This window comes from Nocardia sp. NPDC059229, assembly GCF_042754165.1.
Taxonomy (GTDB): domain Bacteria; phylum Actinomycetota; class Actinomycetes; order Mycobacteriales; family Mycobacteriaceae; genus Nocardia.
This window is the reverse complement of the sequence record NZ_JBHZAK010000002.1, coordinates 109,332-125,672: the sequence shown is the minus strand read 5'-3', so window position 1 is coordinate 125,672 and position 16,341 is coordinate 109,332. Positions and strand designations below refer to the sequence as shown.

Annotated in this window: 17 protein-coding genes and 1 pseudogene; 10 read left to right on the top strand and 8 right to left on the bottom strand. The window is 71.4% G+C overall.

Annotated elements, in window-relative coordinates:
* Positions 1 to 44 precede the first annotated feature (44 nt).
* Positions 45 to 209: pseudogene (locus ACFXHE_RS06885) on the bottom strand (DapH/DapD/GlmU-related protein); the annotation flags it as partial.
* 44 nt (positions 210 to 253) lie between these two features.
* Here ACFXHE_RS06885 and ACFXHE_RS06880 point away from each other — a divergent pair.
* Positions 254 to 1,240 carry a TIGR03619 family F420-dependent LLM class oxidoreductase gene (locus ACFXHE_RS06880; RefSeq protein ID WP_379380645.1) on the top strand — a complete coding sequence of 329 codons (987 nt, stop codon included), beginning with the start codon at positions 254 to 256 and terminating at the stop codon, positions 1,238 to 1,240.
* A 274-nt stretch (positions 1,241 to 1,514) separates the two neighbouring features.
* On the top strand, positions 1,515 to 2,723 hold the full coding sequence (locus ACFXHE_RS06875; protein WP_379380643.1) for a WD40/YVTN/BNR-like repeat-containing protein: 1,209 nt from the start codon (positions 1,515 to 1,517) through the stop codon (positions 2,721 to 2,723).
* On the opposite strand, the gene ACFXHE_RS06870 is transcribed toward ACFXHE_RS06875, so the two are convergent.
* From ACFXHE_RS06870 to ACFXHE_RS06860, 3 genes are all read right to left on the bottom strand, one after another.
* Entirely contained in the window at positions 2,724 to 4,232 is a 1,509-nt protein-coding gene (locus tag ACFXHE_RS06870) for a DUF4153 domain-containing protein (protein WP_379380641.1), read from the bottom strand.
* 295 nt (positions 4,233 to 4,527) lie between these two features.
* Entirely contained in the window at positions 4,528 to 5,511 is a 984-nt protein-coding gene (locus ACFXHE_RS06865; protein WP_379381391.1) for an ATP-binding protein, read from the bottom strand.
* An 82-nt stretch (positions 5,512 to 5,593) separates the two neighbouring features.
* A complete protein-coding gene (locus tag ACFXHE_RS06860) occupies positions 5,594 to 6,271 on the bottom strand; it encodes a response regulator (protein WP_379380639.1) in 678 nt (225 codons plus the stop codon).
* A gap of 119 nt (positions 6,272 to 6,390) precedes the next feature.
* Here ACFXHE_RS06860 and ACFXHE_RS06855 point away from each other — a divergent pair, with 119 nt between their 5' ends.
* The 4 genes from ACFXHE_RS06855 to ACFXHE_RS06840 all read left to right on the top strand — a co-directional run bounded on the left by ACFXHE_RS06855 (position 6,391) and on the right by ACFXHE_RS06840 (position 9,267).
* Positions 6,391 to 6,942: a hypothetical protein gene (locus ACFXHE_RS06855; RefSeq protein ID WP_379380637.1), complete on the top strand. Its 552-nt coding sequence runs from the start codon at positions 6,391 to 6,393 to the stop codon at positions 6,940 to 6,942.
* A gap of 124 nt (positions 6,943 to 7,066) precedes the next feature.
* Positions 7,067 to 7,627, top strand: a complete 561-nt coding sequence (locus ACFXHE_RS06850; protein ID WP_379381390.1) for a copper chaperone PCu(A)C — start codon at positions 7,067 to 7,069, stop codon at positions 7,625 to 7,627.
* Positions 7,620 to 8,861 carry a Dyp-type peroxidase gene (locus ACFXHE_RS06845; RefSeq protein ID WP_379380635.1) on the top strand — a complete coding sequence of 414 codons (1,242 nt, stop codon included), beginning with the start codon at positions 7,620 to 7,622 and terminating at the stop codon, positions 8,859 to 8,861. The genes ACFXHE_RS06850 and ACFXHE_RS06845 overlap by 8 nt, the downstream gene beginning before the upstream one ends.
* A gap of 70 nt (positions 8,862 to 8,931) precedes the next feature.
* Positions 8,932 to 9,267 carry a YnfA family protein gene (locus ACFXHE_RS06840; RefSeq protein WP_356996771.1) on the top strand — a complete coding sequence of 112 codons (336 nt, stop codon included), beginning with the start codon at positions 8,932 to 8,934 and terminating at the stop codon, positions 9,265 to 9,267.
* Positions 9,268 to 9,433: 166 nt separating this feature from the next.
* Here the strand turns inward: ACFXHE_RS06840 and ACFXHE_RS06835 are convergent, their stop codons facing one another.
* Entirely contained in the window at positions 9,434 to 10,063 is a 630-nt protein-coding gene (locus ACFXHE_RS06835; RefSeq protein ID WP_379380633.1) for a TetR/AcrR family transcriptional regulator, read from the bottom strand.
* 120 nt (positions 10,064 to 10,183) lie between these two features.
* Here ACFXHE_RS06835 and ACFXHE_RS06830 point away from each other — a divergent pair, with 120 nt between their 5' ends.
* Together ACFXHE_RS06830 and ACFXHE_RS06825 are read left to right on the top strand one after the other, a co-directional pair.
* Positions 10,184 to 11,644, top strand: a complete 1,461-nt coding sequence (locus ACFXHE_RS06830) for an MFS transporter (RefSeq protein WP_379380631.1) — start codon at positions 10,184 to 10,186, stop codon at positions 11,642 to 11,644.
* Complete coding sequence (locus tag ACFXHE_RS06825) at positions 11,641 to 12,327, top strand: SGNH/GDSL hydrolase family protein (RefSeq protein ID WP_379380629.1); 687 nt, start codon at positions 11,641 to 11,643, stop codon at positions 12,325 to 12,327. Before ACFXHE_RS06830 ends, ACFXHE_RS06825 begins: the two co-directional genes overlap by 4 nt.
* Positions 12,328 to 12,441: 114 nt before the next feature.
* On the opposite strand, the gene ACFXHE_RS06820 is transcribed toward ACFXHE_RS06825, so the two are convergent.
* Positions 12,442 to 12,792 carry a hypothetical protein gene (locus tag ACFXHE_RS06820; RefSeq protein ID WP_379380628.1) on the bottom strand — a complete coding sequence of 117 codons (351 nt, stop codon included), beginning with the start codon at positions 12,790 to 12,792 and terminating at the stop codon, positions 12,442 to 12,444.
* A gap of 189 nt (positions 12,793 to 12,981) precedes the next feature.
* Between ACFXHE_RS06820 and ACFXHE_RS06815 the strand changes: the two genes are divergently transcribed.
* Positions 12,982 to 13,965, top strand: a complete 984-nt coding sequence (locus ACFXHE_RS06815; RefSeq protein ID WP_379380626.1) for a glycosyltransferase family 9 protein — start codon at positions 12,982 to 12,984, stop codon at positions 13,963 to 13,965.
* Positions 13,966 to 14,023: 58 nt separating this feature from the next.
* On the opposite strand, the gene ACFXHE_RS06810 is transcribed toward ACFXHE_RS06815, so the two are convergent.
* Both ACFXHE_RS06810 and ACFXHE_RS06805 read right to left on the bottom strand, forming a co-directional pair.
* Complete coding sequence (locus tag ACFXHE_RS06810; RefSeq protein WP_379380624.1) at positions 14,024 to 14,947, bottom strand: DMT family transporter; 924 nt, start codon at positions 14,945 to 14,947, stop codon at positions 14,024 to 14,026.
* A 161-nt stretch (positions 14,948 to 15,108) separates the two neighbouring features.
* Complete coding sequence (locus tag ACFXHE_RS06805) at positions 15,109 to 15,435, bottom strand: ArsR/SmtB family transcription factor (RefSeq protein WP_379380622.1); 327 nt, start codon at positions 15,433 to 15,435, stop codon at positions 15,109 to 15,111.
* A 183-nt stretch (positions 15,436 to 15,618) separates the two neighbouring features.
* Here ACFXHE_RS06805 and ACFXHE_RS06800 point away from each other — a divergent pair, with 183 nt between their 5' ends.
* Positions 15,619 to 16,302 (top strand): M23 family metallopeptidase, encoded by a 684-nt coding sequence (locus ACFXHE_RS06800; protein ID WP_379380620.1) that lies wholly within the window; start codon positions 15,619 to 15,621, stop codon positions 16,300 to 16,302.
* Positions 16,303 to 16,341 lie beyond the last annotated feature (39 nt).

Genomic DNA, 16,341 nt, shown 5'->3' with positions numbered 1-16,341 from the left:
CGAAGTCGCACCAGATCCGTTTTCATGCCCGTTGCCGGTATCGGTCACAGCGGCCTGATCACCCGCGCGGGATTGCCTGCGGCGAACACCTTTTCGGGCAGGTCGCGGGTGACGACGCTGCCCGCCCCGACCACCGTGTTCGCGCCGATGCTCACTCCCGGGCAGACGATGACCCCGCCACCGAGCCACACATTGTCGCCGATGGTTAGGAGATGGCCGCGCCCATCAGTCGCGGTACGGCTCTCCGGCGAGCATGCGGTCCTTGTGTTCTCCCACCCCGCCCATCCTGTCCGCGATCCCCCGGGGCCGGCGTGATCGCGCGTCTGGTATCACCAGAAGGGTGAAAATCGGCTTTGCTCTTCCTCAGCATGGTTCACAGGCCCGCGAGGGCGCGCGGGTGGCGCATTATGCGACCGCGCTGGAGCAGGCGGGGGCCGACAGTCTCTGGGTGGGTGAGCGGCTCATCGCCGCCACCAATCCGAAGGTCGGTTACGCGGGCAAGGACACCATTCCCGACGAGTTCAACTCGGTGCTCGACCCGCTGCTGCTGCTCGGGATCGCGGCCGCGGTGACCGAGCGGGTCGCCCTCGGCGCGAATGTGCTGATCGCGCCGCTGTATCGGCCCGCGCAGCTGGCCCGCGCGCTCACCACGGTCGACGTGGTCAGCAACGGCCGGCTGATTCCCGGCTTCGGTATCGGGTGGTCGCCGGAGGAGTACGAGGCCGCCGAGGTCCCCTTCACCCATCGCGGCGCCCGGCTGGACGAGACCCTCGATGCGCTGGAAGCCATCTGGACCACCGACCCCGCCGGATATCGCGGCCGCTACGTGTCGGTGCCCGAACATCGCAGTGAGCTCAAGCCGGTGCAGCGGCCGCGGCCGCCGATCTATCTGGGCGCGTTCAGTCCGGCCGGTCTGGCCCGCATCGGCCGCCGCGCCGACGGCTGGCTGCCCGTGGTGCCGGTGCCGGGCCCGCCCGCCTGGGGTCAGCAGCTGTTGAAGCTGCGTGGCGTCATCGACGAGGCCGCGGTCGCCGCGGGCCGCGATCCGAAGGACATCCACACCGTGCTGCGGGTGAACGTCGCCGCGGGCACCGACCTCGAACTGGTCGCCGCCACCATCGAGAAGGTCGCCGCCGATACCGGATTCGACGACTTCTTCATCGATCTGCTCTATGTCACCGACTCCCTCGACGGCATGCTCGACGCCGCCTTGCAGCTACTGGCCCGGCTGCGCGGCTGAACCGGCCACGCGGTCCGGCCCGCCGCCCACCCGGCAGCGGCGCGCTGCCATCCGCTCAGCACTGCCGGACGCGCCGGTCGCCTACCAGCTGATCGGCGATATCGCGGTCCGCCGGCCGCCCAGCGCGCCGACGATTCGAGCAGGTTGGGCGAAACCCGATCCGGGTGGGCAAATCGGGCACTCACCGGGCATACTCGATCCCGTTGTGCCGCAGGGCCGCCGGGTGACCGCCCGGAACAAGGCCCCGGTGATGTGCTGAAAGGAGTCCGGGCCGGTGGGGTTGCGGAATCCGGTCGTGCTGGCCGGAGTCGTCGGAGTCGGAGTACCGGTCCTGGCGGCGGGGGTGGTCGCGGCGCTCACCATCAAAACCGGTGAGAGCGGCCCGGACTCGGCGACGACCGACACGACGACAGCCCCCGCGACAGCGGCCCCGACCACCGGGCCTGCCCTGACGCCGACCGCCACCGAGGCCGCGGCGCCGGATCCGGTCGGCTTCCAACCCGATTCGATCACCTTCATCTCCGCCGACGAAGGCTGGGTGCTGGGCCGGACCTACCCCTGCGCGAGCGAGCCCTGCCTGGCGCTGCAGCACACCACCGACGGCGGGCAGACGTGGCAGCAGGCCCCGCTCCCGGCGCCGCTGCGCGATCCCGGGTCCAAGGGCCACTGGCTGAAGTTCGCCGACGCCCGCAATGGCTGGATCCGGGCCGGCGACAAGCTGTTCGCCACCCACGACGGCGGAAAGACCTGGCGCGAGATCGATCTCGACATCGATCCGGTCGTCGACGCCTGGTCGTTCACGATCTCCGACGACAGCGTGTACATCGCCACCGTGCAGCCCGGTGAACGGACCGTGCTGTTCACCAGCCCACTCACCCGTGATGCGTGGACCGGTCCCACCGAGATCCCGGTACCCGGCAGCGGCGGCCCGGCCCCCTCGGCCGCTGTCACCGTTCTCGGCAGCCGGGCCTGGATGGTCGTCACCAATCGGGGTGCGGACGGTGCCCGATCGGTCGACGGCACGTGGACACCGTGGAAACTGCCCTGCGGCGGCAATGGTCCCGCCGCCTGGCACCCCTTCTCCGAAAAGCGGCTCGTCGCACTGTGTGGCCGATCCGGCCCGTACTCCGACGGCGGCACCCCCACCCAGCTCATGACCTCGACCGACGGCGGTGTCACCTTCACCGAGACCGGGCAGCTGTCACCGACGCTCTCCGCAGCTGCCGCGCTCATCCCCGCCGACCCCACCCATCTGGTCGCCGCTCTCGACGACCAGCTGCTCACCTCGGCCGACGGCGGCGCAACGTGGACGACCACCTACCGTGCACCCGCCCCGGGCTGGCGCGAGAGCTCGGGCCATTTCGTCACCGAGACAACCGGTTTCGTGATCATGACTCAGACCGCGTCCAAGCACCTGGCCACCACGATGCTCGCCACCCAGGACGCAGGCCGCACCTGGACCCCGGTCAGCTTCGGCTCCTGATCACCGGCGGGCGGTGGCGCGCGTGTAGTTCCAGCCCTGCCACGAATCACCGGACAGGCGTGCGCGGATAACGTCCGCAATGGCCGCACGCTCGGCGTCGGGCAGCCGGTCGGCCACCGGCAGCACATCCGGCGACAGGGTGCTCAGATACCCGGTGTCGAGGGACTTGCCCGCCTGCCAGCGCTCCACATTGCGTTCGGCGACGAACCGTTCCGGGTTCACCACCGCCAGCGCCAGCAAGGTCGCGAGCGCGGCGCCGACCGCCGCGCGCGGCACCCAGCCGAGCCGCAACCGCACCAGGCTCGCCAGCAGCAGCAGGTAGACGAGCGCGATCCAGCCTTCGAACACCTCCACGAGCAGCCGCATCACCGTGAACCCGTACGCCTGCTGATAGGTCCACATGCGATGCAGCGCGGACGCCACGATCACCAGCGACAACCCGATCACCACCGTGACCGCGCCCCGCAACCAGCGCCGTTCGATCACCGTGTCCTGCAGCGCGTGCCGCAGCACCATCCCGATCACCGCGAGGGTCAGCATGCTCACGATCGACAGCTGCCAGAACCCGGAGCGCGCGTACTCGGCATACGTCAGCCCGGCCGTGCGCTGCACATACCCGTCCCCGCCGAACAGCACCACCACCTGCGTGCCCACGAACGCCGCGAACACGATCGTCAACGCGCCCACCGGAATTCCCCACTCGATCGGCGAGAACCTGCGCACCCCCAGCCACCCCAGCGGATCCATCCCCCGGCCCGGCCCCGCATCGTCGGCCACCGGCGGCGGCCCCGCCAGCAGATACAGCGCCCCGGCCGTCCCCAACCCGACCATCACGAACACGAAACCCCACCGCACCACCGCCGGCACATCGATGCGCGGCATCAGCCCGTCCACCAGCCCGGCGAACACCGCATCCGCGCCCGCCAGCAACGGCACCACCATCAGCAGCAGCGCGGCGGCCACCGCCACCGACCACCACACCCGCTGCGAACCCTTCCCGAAGCGGCCACGCGCCCCCGTCATCGCCCGATACAGCCACGGCAGCGAATTCAGTCCCGCGAACGGCACCGCAGGCAGGTCGAACCACAGCCCGTACACCGACCGCCGCACCACCGCCAACGACCCGGCCATCGCTGCCCCGAGCACACAGAGCACGAAAAGCCAAGGGGCAGCGCGGAACACACCCACACCCAGCAGCGCCAGCGCCACCCCCGCCCACCAGATCCGATCCCACGACACCCGGCCCGTCCGCCCCGACCCACCGGGATGGCGCTGGCCCGTACTGCCGGTCCCGGCACCGTCCTCGAGCCCACCGGGGCCGCCGACGGAGGGAGCAGCAGCCGACTCGACCGCAGCGGAATCCTCGGTCGAAACCGTCTGCCGGGCCGACCGGTCGACCGCGTACACCGCGCCCGTAATCGCCAGGCCCGCGAGCAGCCATCCGACACCGGGTCGGTCGAGGGGTATCAGGATCGCCCCGGCAGATCCCGCCGTGACTGTGGCGGCCAACAGCCCGCTCGGCACCGGCACCCGGGCAGATCGGGGCGGAACCCGCTGGGGTGAAACAGAATTCGTGATACCTGGTCGTGCCGTCGACGATCCGGACTGTTGTGCCGGCGGGGTGGGCGCCGGCCACGGTTCGCCGGAGACGATCGAGACCTCCGGCGATGGGGATGTCGGCGCAGGCAGGTGGTCGTCGGGAGAGGGTGCGGCGGAAGGGTTTTCGGGCATGGCAAGGCCTCCGATGGGTGTGCGGGAGCGACCCGGGAGCGCCAGGGCGCTGCGGGTTGCGGATGGGGTGAGGTCAGGACACGGGGAGGGTGATGCGGATGCGGGAGCCGGGGTCGGCGACGGCGATGGTGCCGCCGTGCAGGTGGACGATCCAGCGGGCGATGGCCAGGCCGAGACCGGTGCCGCCGCCGGTGGCCCGGCCGCCGCGGGTGAAGCGTTCGAAGACGCGGGCACGGTCGGCGATCGGGATGCCGGGGCCGTCGTCGGCGACATCGATGACGGTGCCGGTGCGGTCGGCGTGGGCGTGGATGCGGACCTCACCGCCGGCAGGTCCGTGGCGGGTGGCGTTGTCGAGCAGGTTGAGCAGGACCTGGTGCAGGCGGGCACGATCGGCGTGCACGGTGAGATCGGGAGCGGCGGCGATGGTGAAGCGGACGGGACGGTCGACCGCGGCCGCCATCACCTCCGCTTCGGCGACAACCTCTTTCAGCAGCGGCTCCACGGCGACGGGTTCGCGGTCCAGCGCCACCGCACCGGCCTCGACGCTCGACAGCGCCAGCAGCTCCGACACCAGCAGGCTCAGCCGCTCGGTCTGGGCGAGCGCGGTGCGCAGGGTCGCCGGATCGGGTTCGGCCACACCGTCGACCAGGTTCTCCAGCACCGCCCCCAGCGCCGTGATGGGGGTGCGCAGTTCGTGCGACACATTGGCGATGAACTCGCGCCGCTGCTGATCGGCGGCGGCCAGATCGGCGGCCATCTGATTGAACGCCGCCGCCAGCTGCCCCACCTCGTCCCGGGAGGTGGCGCGCACCCGCCGCGAATAGTCCCCCTGCGCCATGCGTTTGGCGGCGGCGGTCATCTCCCGCAGCGGCAGGGTCATGCCGTGGGCGAGCACCTGCGAGAAGAGCAGCGCGAGCAGTGTGGCCGCGATGGTGGTGCGCGGCGGCAGCCATCCGATGCGTGAGGCGAAGAATCCGAACGCGACCGCCCCCGACCCGACCATGAGGATGGCCAGCTTCAGTTTGATCGACCGCACCCGGTCCAGCGGCCGCGGCATCGACCCCGCCGCCCGATTCCCGGCCGCCCGCAACCACTCTCGCACGCTCACCGCGCCCCCTCCGATCCGCGCCCACCGCCGTTCATCGAGCCTCCAGCGCGTACCCCACGCCGTGCACGGTGCGGATCAGGTCCGCACCCAGCTTGCGGCGCAACGCCTTGACGTGACTGTCGACGGCGCGGGTGCCCGAGGCGTCGGCCCAGCCCCACACCTCGCTGAGTAGCCGTTCCCGGGCCAGCACGGTGCGCGGCCGGCGGGCCAGGTGCACCAGCAGCTCGAATTCCAGTGGGGTGAGCTGGGTTTCGGCGTCGCCGCGCCACACCCGCCGCTGATCGGTGTCGATGCGCAGATCACCGACCACGATGGCGGCGACCGGGGCGGCGGTACGGTCCACGCGGCGCAGCAGGGCGTGCACGCGGGCGGTGAGCACACGCATCGAGAACGGTTTCGTCAGATAGTCGTCCGCGCCGACCCCGAGGCCGACGAGCATGTCGGTTTCGTCGGTGCGGGCGGTCAGCATGAGCACCGGCACCGGCCGGCGGGCCTGAATGCGGCGGCAGACCTCGAGCCCGTCGAAGCCGGGCAGCATCACGTCCAGCACCACCAGATCCGGGTCCCCGGCCGCGTCGGCGGCTACGGCCGCGGGCCCGTCGTGCGCGATGTCGACCGCGTACCCCTCGGCGCGCAGGCGGGCGGCGAGGGATTCCGCGATGGTCGGCTCGTCCTCGACGACGAGGATCCGGCGCGCACTGGTTTCCATGCAGGTGACATTAGGCAACCGCCGTGGAGATGGTTCGCGTCGATTGTGAAGATCCTGTGGAGACGCCGGTCATACCACCTGGAAGCATCGTCTGCGACACGACGTCGTAGCATGGCCGGGTGCGCTCACCGACGGATCACACCGCGCGCCTGCGCGGCGCTGCCGTCGGCGCATCCTCCGGCGCGGTGGCGATTCTCGCGCACGGACTCGGCGGCGGCGCGACCCTGCTCGACGGTTCCGCGCTCGCCCTGCTGTTCGCGGCGTGCACGCTGATCGGGGTCGTGGTGGCGACCCTGCGCCCCCGCTACGGGATCGCCGGAACCATGGCCATGCTGGCGGCCGGGCAGTCCATCGGCCATGCGGCACTGTCGATGTCGCCGGGGCACCACCATCACAGCTCCTCGCCGTCGATGCTGCTGGCCCACCTGGTGGCGATTCCGGTGGGCGCGCTCGCGATTCGCGCCGCCGAGTCCGGCATGCGCCGGGCCATCACCAGCGTGCGGCGCTTCATCCTCGCGTTGGGTTCGATCGTGCGCCCGCCCGCGCCGCGCCGGCGCCCGTGCCGCGCCGACGATCGTGCCGAGGCGCGTCGCCTGCTCGTCAGTCCGGGGATCGGGCGTCGTGGCCCACCCCGGGCCGGCGCACCGTTCCCACACCTCGCTCCGGCATAGATCCGCGACGCCTCCTCCCGGCGCAGTGGCCGAATCAGGCCTGCGCCGAACGGGTGTCGCCGTGAACCGGTCCGGGGTGACCTCTCTTCCCCCTGACACACGGAGTCCATTTCCCATGTCCCAGATGCCCTCCTGCCACAGCTTCCGCCTGCGCACCGGCGGATTCGCGCGCCGAGTCGGCGCGGCCGCCGCCGTCGCGACCCTGGCGCTGCTGCCCGTCGCCTGCTCCTCCTCGCAGACCTCCTCGGACGCCACCGGCAAGGCCGCCGACCGGATCACCCTGACCGATCAGTGGATCAAGGCCGCCGACAGCGGCATGTCCGCCGCCTTCGGCACCCTCTCCAACACCTCCGACCAGCCGATCAACCTGGTCGCGGCCACCAGCCCGGCCTCGGCGACCGTGGAGATCCACGAGATCGTCCCCGACGCGGCCGGAGAGAAGACCATGCGGCCCAAGGCCGGTGGCATCGTCATCCCCGCCCACGGCAGCGCGACCCTGAAGCCCGGCGGCGACCATCTCATGTTCATGGGATTGAAGGCCCCGCTGCGCACCGGCGCGGACACCCCCATCACGCTCACCTTCTCCGACGGCTCCAGTACCACGGTCACCGCGCAGGTGCGTGACTTCGCGGGCGGCAAGGAGAACTACCAGCCCTCCGGCGACAACGCCGCCCACGGTGGCTGACCGGCCGCAACCGCACCCCCGCCTGTCCCGGCGGCGACTCCTCGGCGGCGGCGCCGCAGCGGGGGCCGCCGCGGTGACAATTGCCGGCTCCGCCGGCGTCGGCTGGGGCGCGGCCACACTCACCCACCGCGACCACGATCGCGATCCCGGACTGGACACGGTCGCGTTCCACGGCCCGCATCAGGCGGGCATCGCGACGGATCCGCCGCTGCACGCGGCCTTCGTGGCCTTCGACCTGGTGGCGGGCGCAGAGCGCGAGGACATCGTCGGGCTGTTGAAGATCTGGACCGACGACGCCTCGCGCCTGACCCAGGGCAGACCGGCGCTCGCCGACACCGAGCCGGAACTGGCCGCCCGGCCCGCCCGGCTCACCGTCACCGTCGGATTCGGGCCGCGGTTGTTCACCGTCGCCGGACTCGAGGACCAGCGGCCGCACTGGCTGAAACCGTTGCCGCCCTTCGGCATCGACAAGCTCGATGCCGCCTGGTGCGGCGGTGATCTGCTGCTGCAGATCTGCGCCGACGAGGCCACCACGGTCTCGCACGCGGTGCGGGTGCTGTCCAAGCATGTGAAGTCGCTCGTCACGGTGAAGTGGGTGCAGCGCGGGTTCCGTAATGCCGCCCGCGGCCGGACCATGCGCAATCTGATGGGCTCGGTGGACGGCACGGTCAACATCGCGCCCGGCACAACCGATTTCGATCGCCTCGTGTGGGACGACGGATCGGTGCGGCCGTGGCTGGCCGGGGGCACCTCGATGGTGTTGCGGCGCATCGCCATGAACCTCGAGACCTGGGACGAACTCGACGCCGACGGGCGCGCCATCACCGTCGGCCGCACCGTCGAGCACGGGGCACCGCTGTCGGGCAGCCGGGAATTCGACGAACCCGACTTCGCGGCCGTGGACCAGTACGGCATCCCGAAGATCCCGCCGTCCTCCCACATCGCCCGCGCCCACCACGCCCACGACGGGGAGCGGTTCCTGCGCCGCGGCTACAACTACGACGACGCGCCCGCCCCCGGGCACGTCTCCAACTCGGGCCTGCTGTTCGCGTCCTTCCAGCGCGACATCGACGCCCAGTACCTGCCGGTGCAGCAGCGACTGGCCGACTTCGACGCCCTCAACCAATGGACCACACCGGTCGGCTCGGCGGTCTTCGCCGTCCCGCCCGGCGTGCCCGGCCCGGGCGGCTACCTCGGACAGCAGCTGTTCGACCGCGCCGACGCCCAACGATGATCCGGTCCGGTCGGACCGCACACGGGGCGGTCCGACCGGACACCGGCCGCGGACTCTAGGGTGGGCTGCCATGACCGTCTTGCGATCGATCGTGCTCTTCGGGCTGGCCGCCGTCGCCGAAATCGGTGGCGCGTGGCTGATCTGGCAGGGAGTGCGCGAGCACCGCGGCTGGCTGTGGATGGGGGCGGGGGTGGTGGCGCTCGGCTGCTACGGATTCGTCGCCACCCTGCAGCCCGACGCCCACTTCGGGCGCATCCTCGCCGCCTACGGTGGCGTCTTCGTGGCGGGGTCGCTGCTGTGGGGCATGGCGCTGGACGGCTTCCGGCCCGACCGCTGGGATGTGATCGGCGCGCTGGTGTGCCTGGCCGGGGTCGGGCTCATCATGTACGCACCGCGCTCGGCGTGAGACACGCGGGCGTGAGACACGCGGTCGCATTGCTCCACGTGAAACCAGCTGCGCCCGAACCGCATTCACGCATGCCACGCATCGCCGCCGGATCGCGCCGACGTGCAGTCGATGCAGAATTGCCGGGCGCGAACGGATTACACATTCCCGCCGGTCACGGCGATGGTCAGCGGCCGGCCCCGAGCAGGCCGTCGATGATCGCGCGTGCGGTGGGCAGGGCCGTGTCGTCACCCATCCGCGCGGCCGTATTCGCCGCCGCCACAACCGCATCCAACTGGAACGCGACGGCGTGCGGGTCCAGCCCGGCCAGGTAGCCCTGCTCCTGAGCGCGGCCGATCTCCTTCTCCAGCACCGCGAACCAGTCGTCGCGGTCGGCCGCCAGGGCGTCACGCACCGGGCCCGGGCGGCTGTCGAACTCGGGCACGCTCGCGCCCCGGAAGCAGCCGCCGGGTAGCAGCGGCTCACCCACGTAGTCGAACCAGTGGTCGATGATCGCCCGCAGTCTCGGCATGCCACGGTCCGCGCTCAGGGCGGGGCGGACGACGTGCTCGATGAACACCTCGCGCGCCGACTGCACCGCGGCCAGCTGCAGGTTCTCCTTGGTGCCGAACAATGTCGCCACCCCCGACTTGCTGACCCCCAGATCCCCGGCGAGCCGGCCCAGACTGAGCCCGGTCAATCCCTCGACCGAGGCCACATCGGCGGCGTGACGGGCGATGGTCGCGCGGGCACGCGCCCCCTTGAGCCGCCGCTGATCGGAAATCTCCTGCTCGGAAGGCTGCACCGGTTCATCCACCTCTTCATCTTCGCACCGAGTGTTGCTTTTACGCACGATCGGTCGTACTTTTCACAAATACGAACGATCGTGCGTACTGTTTTGATCCCGCTCCGACACCCGTTCCGTGGAGAGCCCGTCATGACCGACATCAGCCAGCGTCAGCCCGCAGCACCCGATACCTCCCCGCCGAGCACCGAACCTCGCGCCGGCCGATCCCCTGCGGCCACCACGTCCTCCGACCGCCCGGCCCGCCTCGCCCTGCTCGTCGCCTCCGGCGCGGCGTTCGTGTCCTTCCTGGACCTGTCCGTGGTCAACATCGCCTTCCCCGCCATCACCCGCGACTACCCCGGCAGCGCCGCCACCACCCCGACCTGGGTGGTGAGCGGTTACGCCGTCGCCTTCGCAGCCCTGCTCACCCCCGCTGGACAGCTGGCCGACGCCCTCGGCCGCGGGCGCGTATTCCTCACCGCCCTGGCCGGATTCGCGCTCACCTCACTGCTGTGCGCGCTCGCGCCGGGGGCGGACTGGCTCATCGCCGGCCGCTTCCTGCAGGGCGCGACCGCGGCCTTCCTCATCCCGGCCGGACTCGGCCTGGTCCTGAGCGTCACCCCGCCCGCCCGCATCGGCGTCGCCATGGCCGCCTGGACCGCGGCCGGTGGATTCGCCGCCACCGTCGGCCCGGCCGTGGGCGGCGCGCTCGTCGACTGGTTCGGCTGGCGTTCGGTCTTCGTCATCAACGTGCCGATCGCGGCACTGCTCATCGCCACCGGGCTGCGGCTCACGCGCGGCGATCAGCGGCACACGCAGGGGCTGCCCGATCCGATCGGCACCGTCGCCACCGGACTCGGCATCGGCGCGGTCGTCGCCGCGGTCACCCAGGGACAGCAATGGGGTTGGGGCGCTTGGCAAACCCTCGTCACCGGTCTCGGCGGGCTCGTACTGCTGGGCCTCGCACTGTGGCGGTCGCGGACGCATCCTCGTCCCGCGATCGCGGTCGGGCTGTGGCGCAGCCACCACTACGCGCTGGTCAACGCCGTCGCCTTCGTCTTCGGCGCGACCATGTTCGCGTGGCTGCTGGCCGGACCGCTGTGGCTGGACACCATGTGGCACTACTCCGTGCTGCAGTCGGCGGCCGCCATGACCGTCGGCGCGATCGCCTCCATGGTCACCGCGGTGCTGGCCGGGCGCGCGCCGGTGCCGTGGCAGCGGTGGCTGGGCGTGCTCGGCGCCGTCATGTTCGCCGCGTCCACCCTCTACATGAGCACCGGCAGCTGGGACGCCACCCCGGCGCTGTGGACGGCGTGGGTGCCGGCCGGACTGCTCGGTGGCGGCGGCATCGGCCTGCTCATCACCGTGCTCGGCACCACCGCCGCGCGATCGCTGCCGCCGCACCGGTTCGCGGCCGGGATCGGCATGAACCTCACCGCCCGCCAATCCGGCGGCGCACTCGGGGTGGCCGTGCTCGCCGCGGTCTTCGCCGCCCACCCGACCCAGCCGCTCACCGCGTTCCACACCCTGTTCGCCGTGTGCGCCGGAATCGCCGTCGCCACAGCCGTTCTCGCCGCCCTGCCGATCCGAGCCGAGGAGCCCCAGCCATGACCGCCCGCACCGAAGCCACCGACCCGTTCACCCTGTCCGATCCGGCAGCCGCCGCAATCCTGCGCGACGTGCCGTTCCGGCGGTTCGCCGTCATCGGTGACTCCACCGCCGCCGGCACCGGCGACCCCTGGCCCGGCTACGACACCCTGCCCTGGGCCGACCGCGTGGCGCGCTGGCTGCTCGCCGCCCACCCCAGCACCGACTACCTCAACACCGGCGTCCTGGGCGCGGTCATCGTCGATGTCACCGCCGCGCAACTGCCCGCGCTCGAGGCATTCCGCCCGGATCTGGTGCACGTCACCTGCGGCGGCAACGACCTGTTCCTGCGCAATGCCCGGCTACCCGACGTGGAGGCCGCCCTCGACGAGCTGTGCACCCGGGTGGCCGCCACCGGCGCGCGGCTGTCTCTGTTCACCCTGGCCGACTCCTTCACCGGGCGCATGGCTCCCCTGCGCCCGCTGTTCGCCGGATTCGCCGACGCCGTGCGCCGCGTCGCCGTACGCCACGACGCCGTCCTCACCGAATTCTGGGACCACCCCGCACGACTGCGCCCGGACTGGCTCTCCGCCGATCTCATCCACCTGACCATGGCCGGGCACGCGGTGGTCGCGGCCGAGATCGCCAAGAACCTGGCCCGCCACACCGCCCGCGAACTCCCGCCCGAGCTCGTCCGGCACCCCTGAGCCCGACCCGGAAACGCCCGATGCCGCACGCGGTGCAGTCATGCACCCTGTGCGGCATCGCCTTTCACGCAGGAAAACGCTATGCGGTTGTCGCGCTCACGGTTTCGCGCCCGCTCACTTCCACAGCGCCGCGATGAAGACGTTCAGGATCGCCAGCCCGCCGGCCGCGTGGGTCATCCACGCCACCTCCTTGCCGCGCTTGGCGTCCGCACGCCCCATTTCGGCGAAGGCCGCAACCAGCACCGCCACCACGAGTTTGGTGATCATCTTCGCCATGTCGGGGTCCTTGCCCAGCGAATGGATCGACTCGGCCATGCCGAGCAGGATCACCCCGGTGAGGATCTGCACACGCGCACCCCACACCATCAGCTCCGACACCCGCGGCTGAGAGGCGACATACCCGCCGACCACCGCCGCCATACCGAGCAGATGAGCCGTGACCATGAGGTTGTAGACGACCGTCATGACTGCACACGGTAATCTATCCACCCGCGACAACGACAGCCGGTAGTAACAGCGGTTTTCCGCCATCGTGCGGACCGGTCCCCCGGGTTTCACCCCCGCGCGGGCCGGGTAGTCCTCACGCAATGGTCCCCGCACGTCCGGTGGCGGACCGCAGTGTCGTGGGCAGCGTGGCCGGCTAGGAGAATTCAGGTGGCGGTTGTACTAGTGCTGCGAGCACGCGGGGTGGGTGATCTCCTCACCGCCGTTCCCGCGTTGCGCGCCCTGCGCCGGGCCCGGCCCGGCGACCACATCGCACTGGCAGCACCCCATCGCCTGAAACCCATCGTCGACCTCATCGCCTCCGTCGACGAAATGGTCCCGGTCTACGACGCCGTCGGACTGCGCTGGGACGGCGAATCGCCGGCCCTGGCCGTCAACCTCGACGGCGCCGAGGGCATCGCCGAACTCTCCCGGACCAAGCCCGAACGCATTCTCACCTACCGCAATCCTGCCTTCCCCGACCTGCCCGGCCCCGACTGGCAGCCCGAGATGCACGACGTGGACCGCTGGTGCCATCTGCTCGAATTCGACGGCATCGCCGCCGACCGCCGCAACCTCGGCCTGGTGCCGCCGGTGGCCAGCACCAGCCACCGCAACGCCGTGGTCGTGCACATCGGCGCCGGCGCCGCCGCCCGGCGCTGGCCGCCCGACCGGTTCGCCGCCGTGGTCCGGCATCTGCTGGTACAGGATCGCGATGTCGTAGTGACCGGTGACGAATCCGAACGCGAGACCGCGCTCGGCGTCGCCACCCGCGCAGGACTCTCATCGGCGCGAGTCCTCGCGGGCCAGCAGAACCTCATCGAACTGGCCGCCACCGTCGCCGAAGCCGCCCTCGTGGTGTGCGGCGACACCGGCGTCGCCCACCTGGCCACCGCCTTCGGCACCCGCACCGTGCTGCTCTTCGGCCCCAACCCACCCAGCCGCAGCGGCCCGCCCCCGCACCTGCTCGGCCGCCACGCCGTGCTCTGGGCCGGGCAGACCGGCGACCCGGACGCCGACGACATCGACCCGGGGCTGCTGAAAATCGGTGTGCCCGAGGTCGTCAACGCCGTCGACAAGCAACTGCGCAAACGCCCCTGGCCCGGCACCGGATTGGACCGCCGCGCTCAGCAGACCTACCGGCGGGTGGGGTGAGCCCGGCTCTCTGCGCTCTCAGGGGCTTCACGCGAACCCGCTGAGATCGCGCCCGCGTTCATTCCCACGATTCGGGCGGCCGCGCGCTCGCGCGCAACCGCGGACGGCTATTGCGTTGTGTCGCACTGAGAGTCAGAGCCGCCATCACCAGCGCGATGCCCGCGAGTTCGGGGACAGCGGGCCGCTGGGCCAGCGCGACCGCGCCGATGACCGCCGCGGTGGCCGGGAGCAGCGCCAGCAGCAAGGCGAAGCGGGCGCGGCCGACCGTGCGCAGGACCAACTGATCGAGGGCGTAGGGAACGGCGCTGGACAGCACGCCGACACCGACGCCCAGCAACCAGGTACCCGGGTCCGCGAAAACGGCTGGGGCGAGCACACATTGGCGCGTCAGCAGGATAGGGGCCAGCAGGAGTGCGGCGGCGGCCATGCCGACGGCCAGGGCGTCCAGGCCCGAACCCGCGTCGGCGACCCGCTTGCCCAGCAGGACGTAACCCGCCCACAGCGCGGCCGCGAGCAAGGCGAACGCGACACCGGCCGGCCCGGCATCCGAGGAGACGCCCGCCAGCAGGAAGACACCGGCGACCACCAGGGCGACAGCGAGGAGATCGCGGGGCCGGCGCGACCCGAGAGTGGCCACCGCGACCGGTCCCAGGAATTCGATGGCGACCGCCGTGCCGAGCGGGATCCGCGCGATCGCCTCGTAGAAGGCGATATTCATGCCCAGCGTCACCACGCCGAACCCGGCAGCCACCCCGATCGAGCGGCGGGTCCAGCCCCGGCGCCAGGGCCGCCGCCATGCCAGCAGGGCGACACCCGCGGCCGCCGCACGCAGCCAGGCCACCGTCGCGGGTTCGACCGTGGCGAACAGATGGACGCCGATCGCCGCACCGAGATACTGCGAGACGCCGCCCGCGACGAAGATCAGCGGCACCGACCAGCCGGGTAGCACTGTCCGGCGCGGACTCTCGACAACGACGGACATACCCACCCCGCCACCGTAACGCCCGCCCGCCCGGGGTCTCGGCGATCCACCAGTGCGCGGCCCTGCTGCCTGCTCCCGACTCCGGTCCGCTCCCGCAGCCTCGCGTCTACTCGTGCGACCCCGGTCCGTTCCCGCCGCGTCCGACCTGCCCCGGGTTCGCGCTACTCGGAGGGGGATTCGGTCTGCGCGCTGGACAAGGCCGCGGAGTAGGCGGCCAGGGCGCTGGGCCAGAACTGTTCGAGATAGTCACGCGCATCGGCCAGCCCGCGCGGGTCCAGGGAGTAGAGACGGCGGTTGCCCTGCGGCCGCATCATCACCAGGCGCGCCTCACGCAGCACTTTCAGATGCTGGGAGATTGCCGAACTGGTGACGCCCAGGGCCTCGGCGAGTTCGCCCACCGATCTGGAGCCCTGCGGAAGGGCTTCGAACACCGCTCGGCGAGTACCGTCGGCGAGCGCACTCAACACCCGCACTCCATTAGCGACCACTTAAGCAGAGTGCCCGCACCGCCCTCCCGGGGTCAATTCGCCGGCAAACCCCGGAGGCCGACGTCATCCAAGAATTACCCACGTGCCGTTATCCTCTCGTAATACGCGAACTGGACTTTTGGCGCACTGTGACGGTCGCAACTCGGCTTCTGAACGACACCCGGGTTCTCGTACGGTCGAGCAATGCCCGTAACCGTTCCGTTATCTCTCCTGCATGGAACCGGCCGGTACCGCTCGGTCGCGACCCGTGCCGCGGCCGTCACCGCCGTCGTCGGCGCTACCCTGACCGCGCTGGCCGCCACCGACCCGCACGCCACACACGAGCTCACGGGCGACTCCGTGGCAAACGCCGCCCAGACCGACGGCACATTCACCGCCTTCACCCCGCGCGAGGCGCAGATGCCGCAGGTGGTGCCGCAGCCGGTGCTCGACTTCCTCGACGGCCTGCACGCCGAACAGGCCCGCCCCAGGACCGTGCGCCCGGTCGCCGGTCCGCTCACCTCCGGCTTCGGCATCCGCTGGGGCGCCATGCACGCCGGCATCGACTTCGGCGAGGGCTTCGGCGCGCCGATCCACGCCATCACCGACGGCACCGTCATCGAGGCGGGCCCCGCCTCCGGGTTCGGTCTCTGGGTGCGGGTGCTGCAGGACGACGGCACCATCGGCGTCTACGGCCACATGCAGGACATCCTGGTCCAGGTGGGCCAGCAGTTGCGCGCCGGCGACGTACTCGCCACGGTCGGCAGCCGCGGCTACTCCACCGGACCGCATCTGCACTACGAGGTGCACACCGGCGGCGGCGCGCCCGTCGATCCGCTGCCCTACCTGGCCGGGCGCGGCATGAACGTCGGCATCCCCGTCGACTGACCCCACCACTCATCCGGGCGCCCGACGAGGGTGCACGGA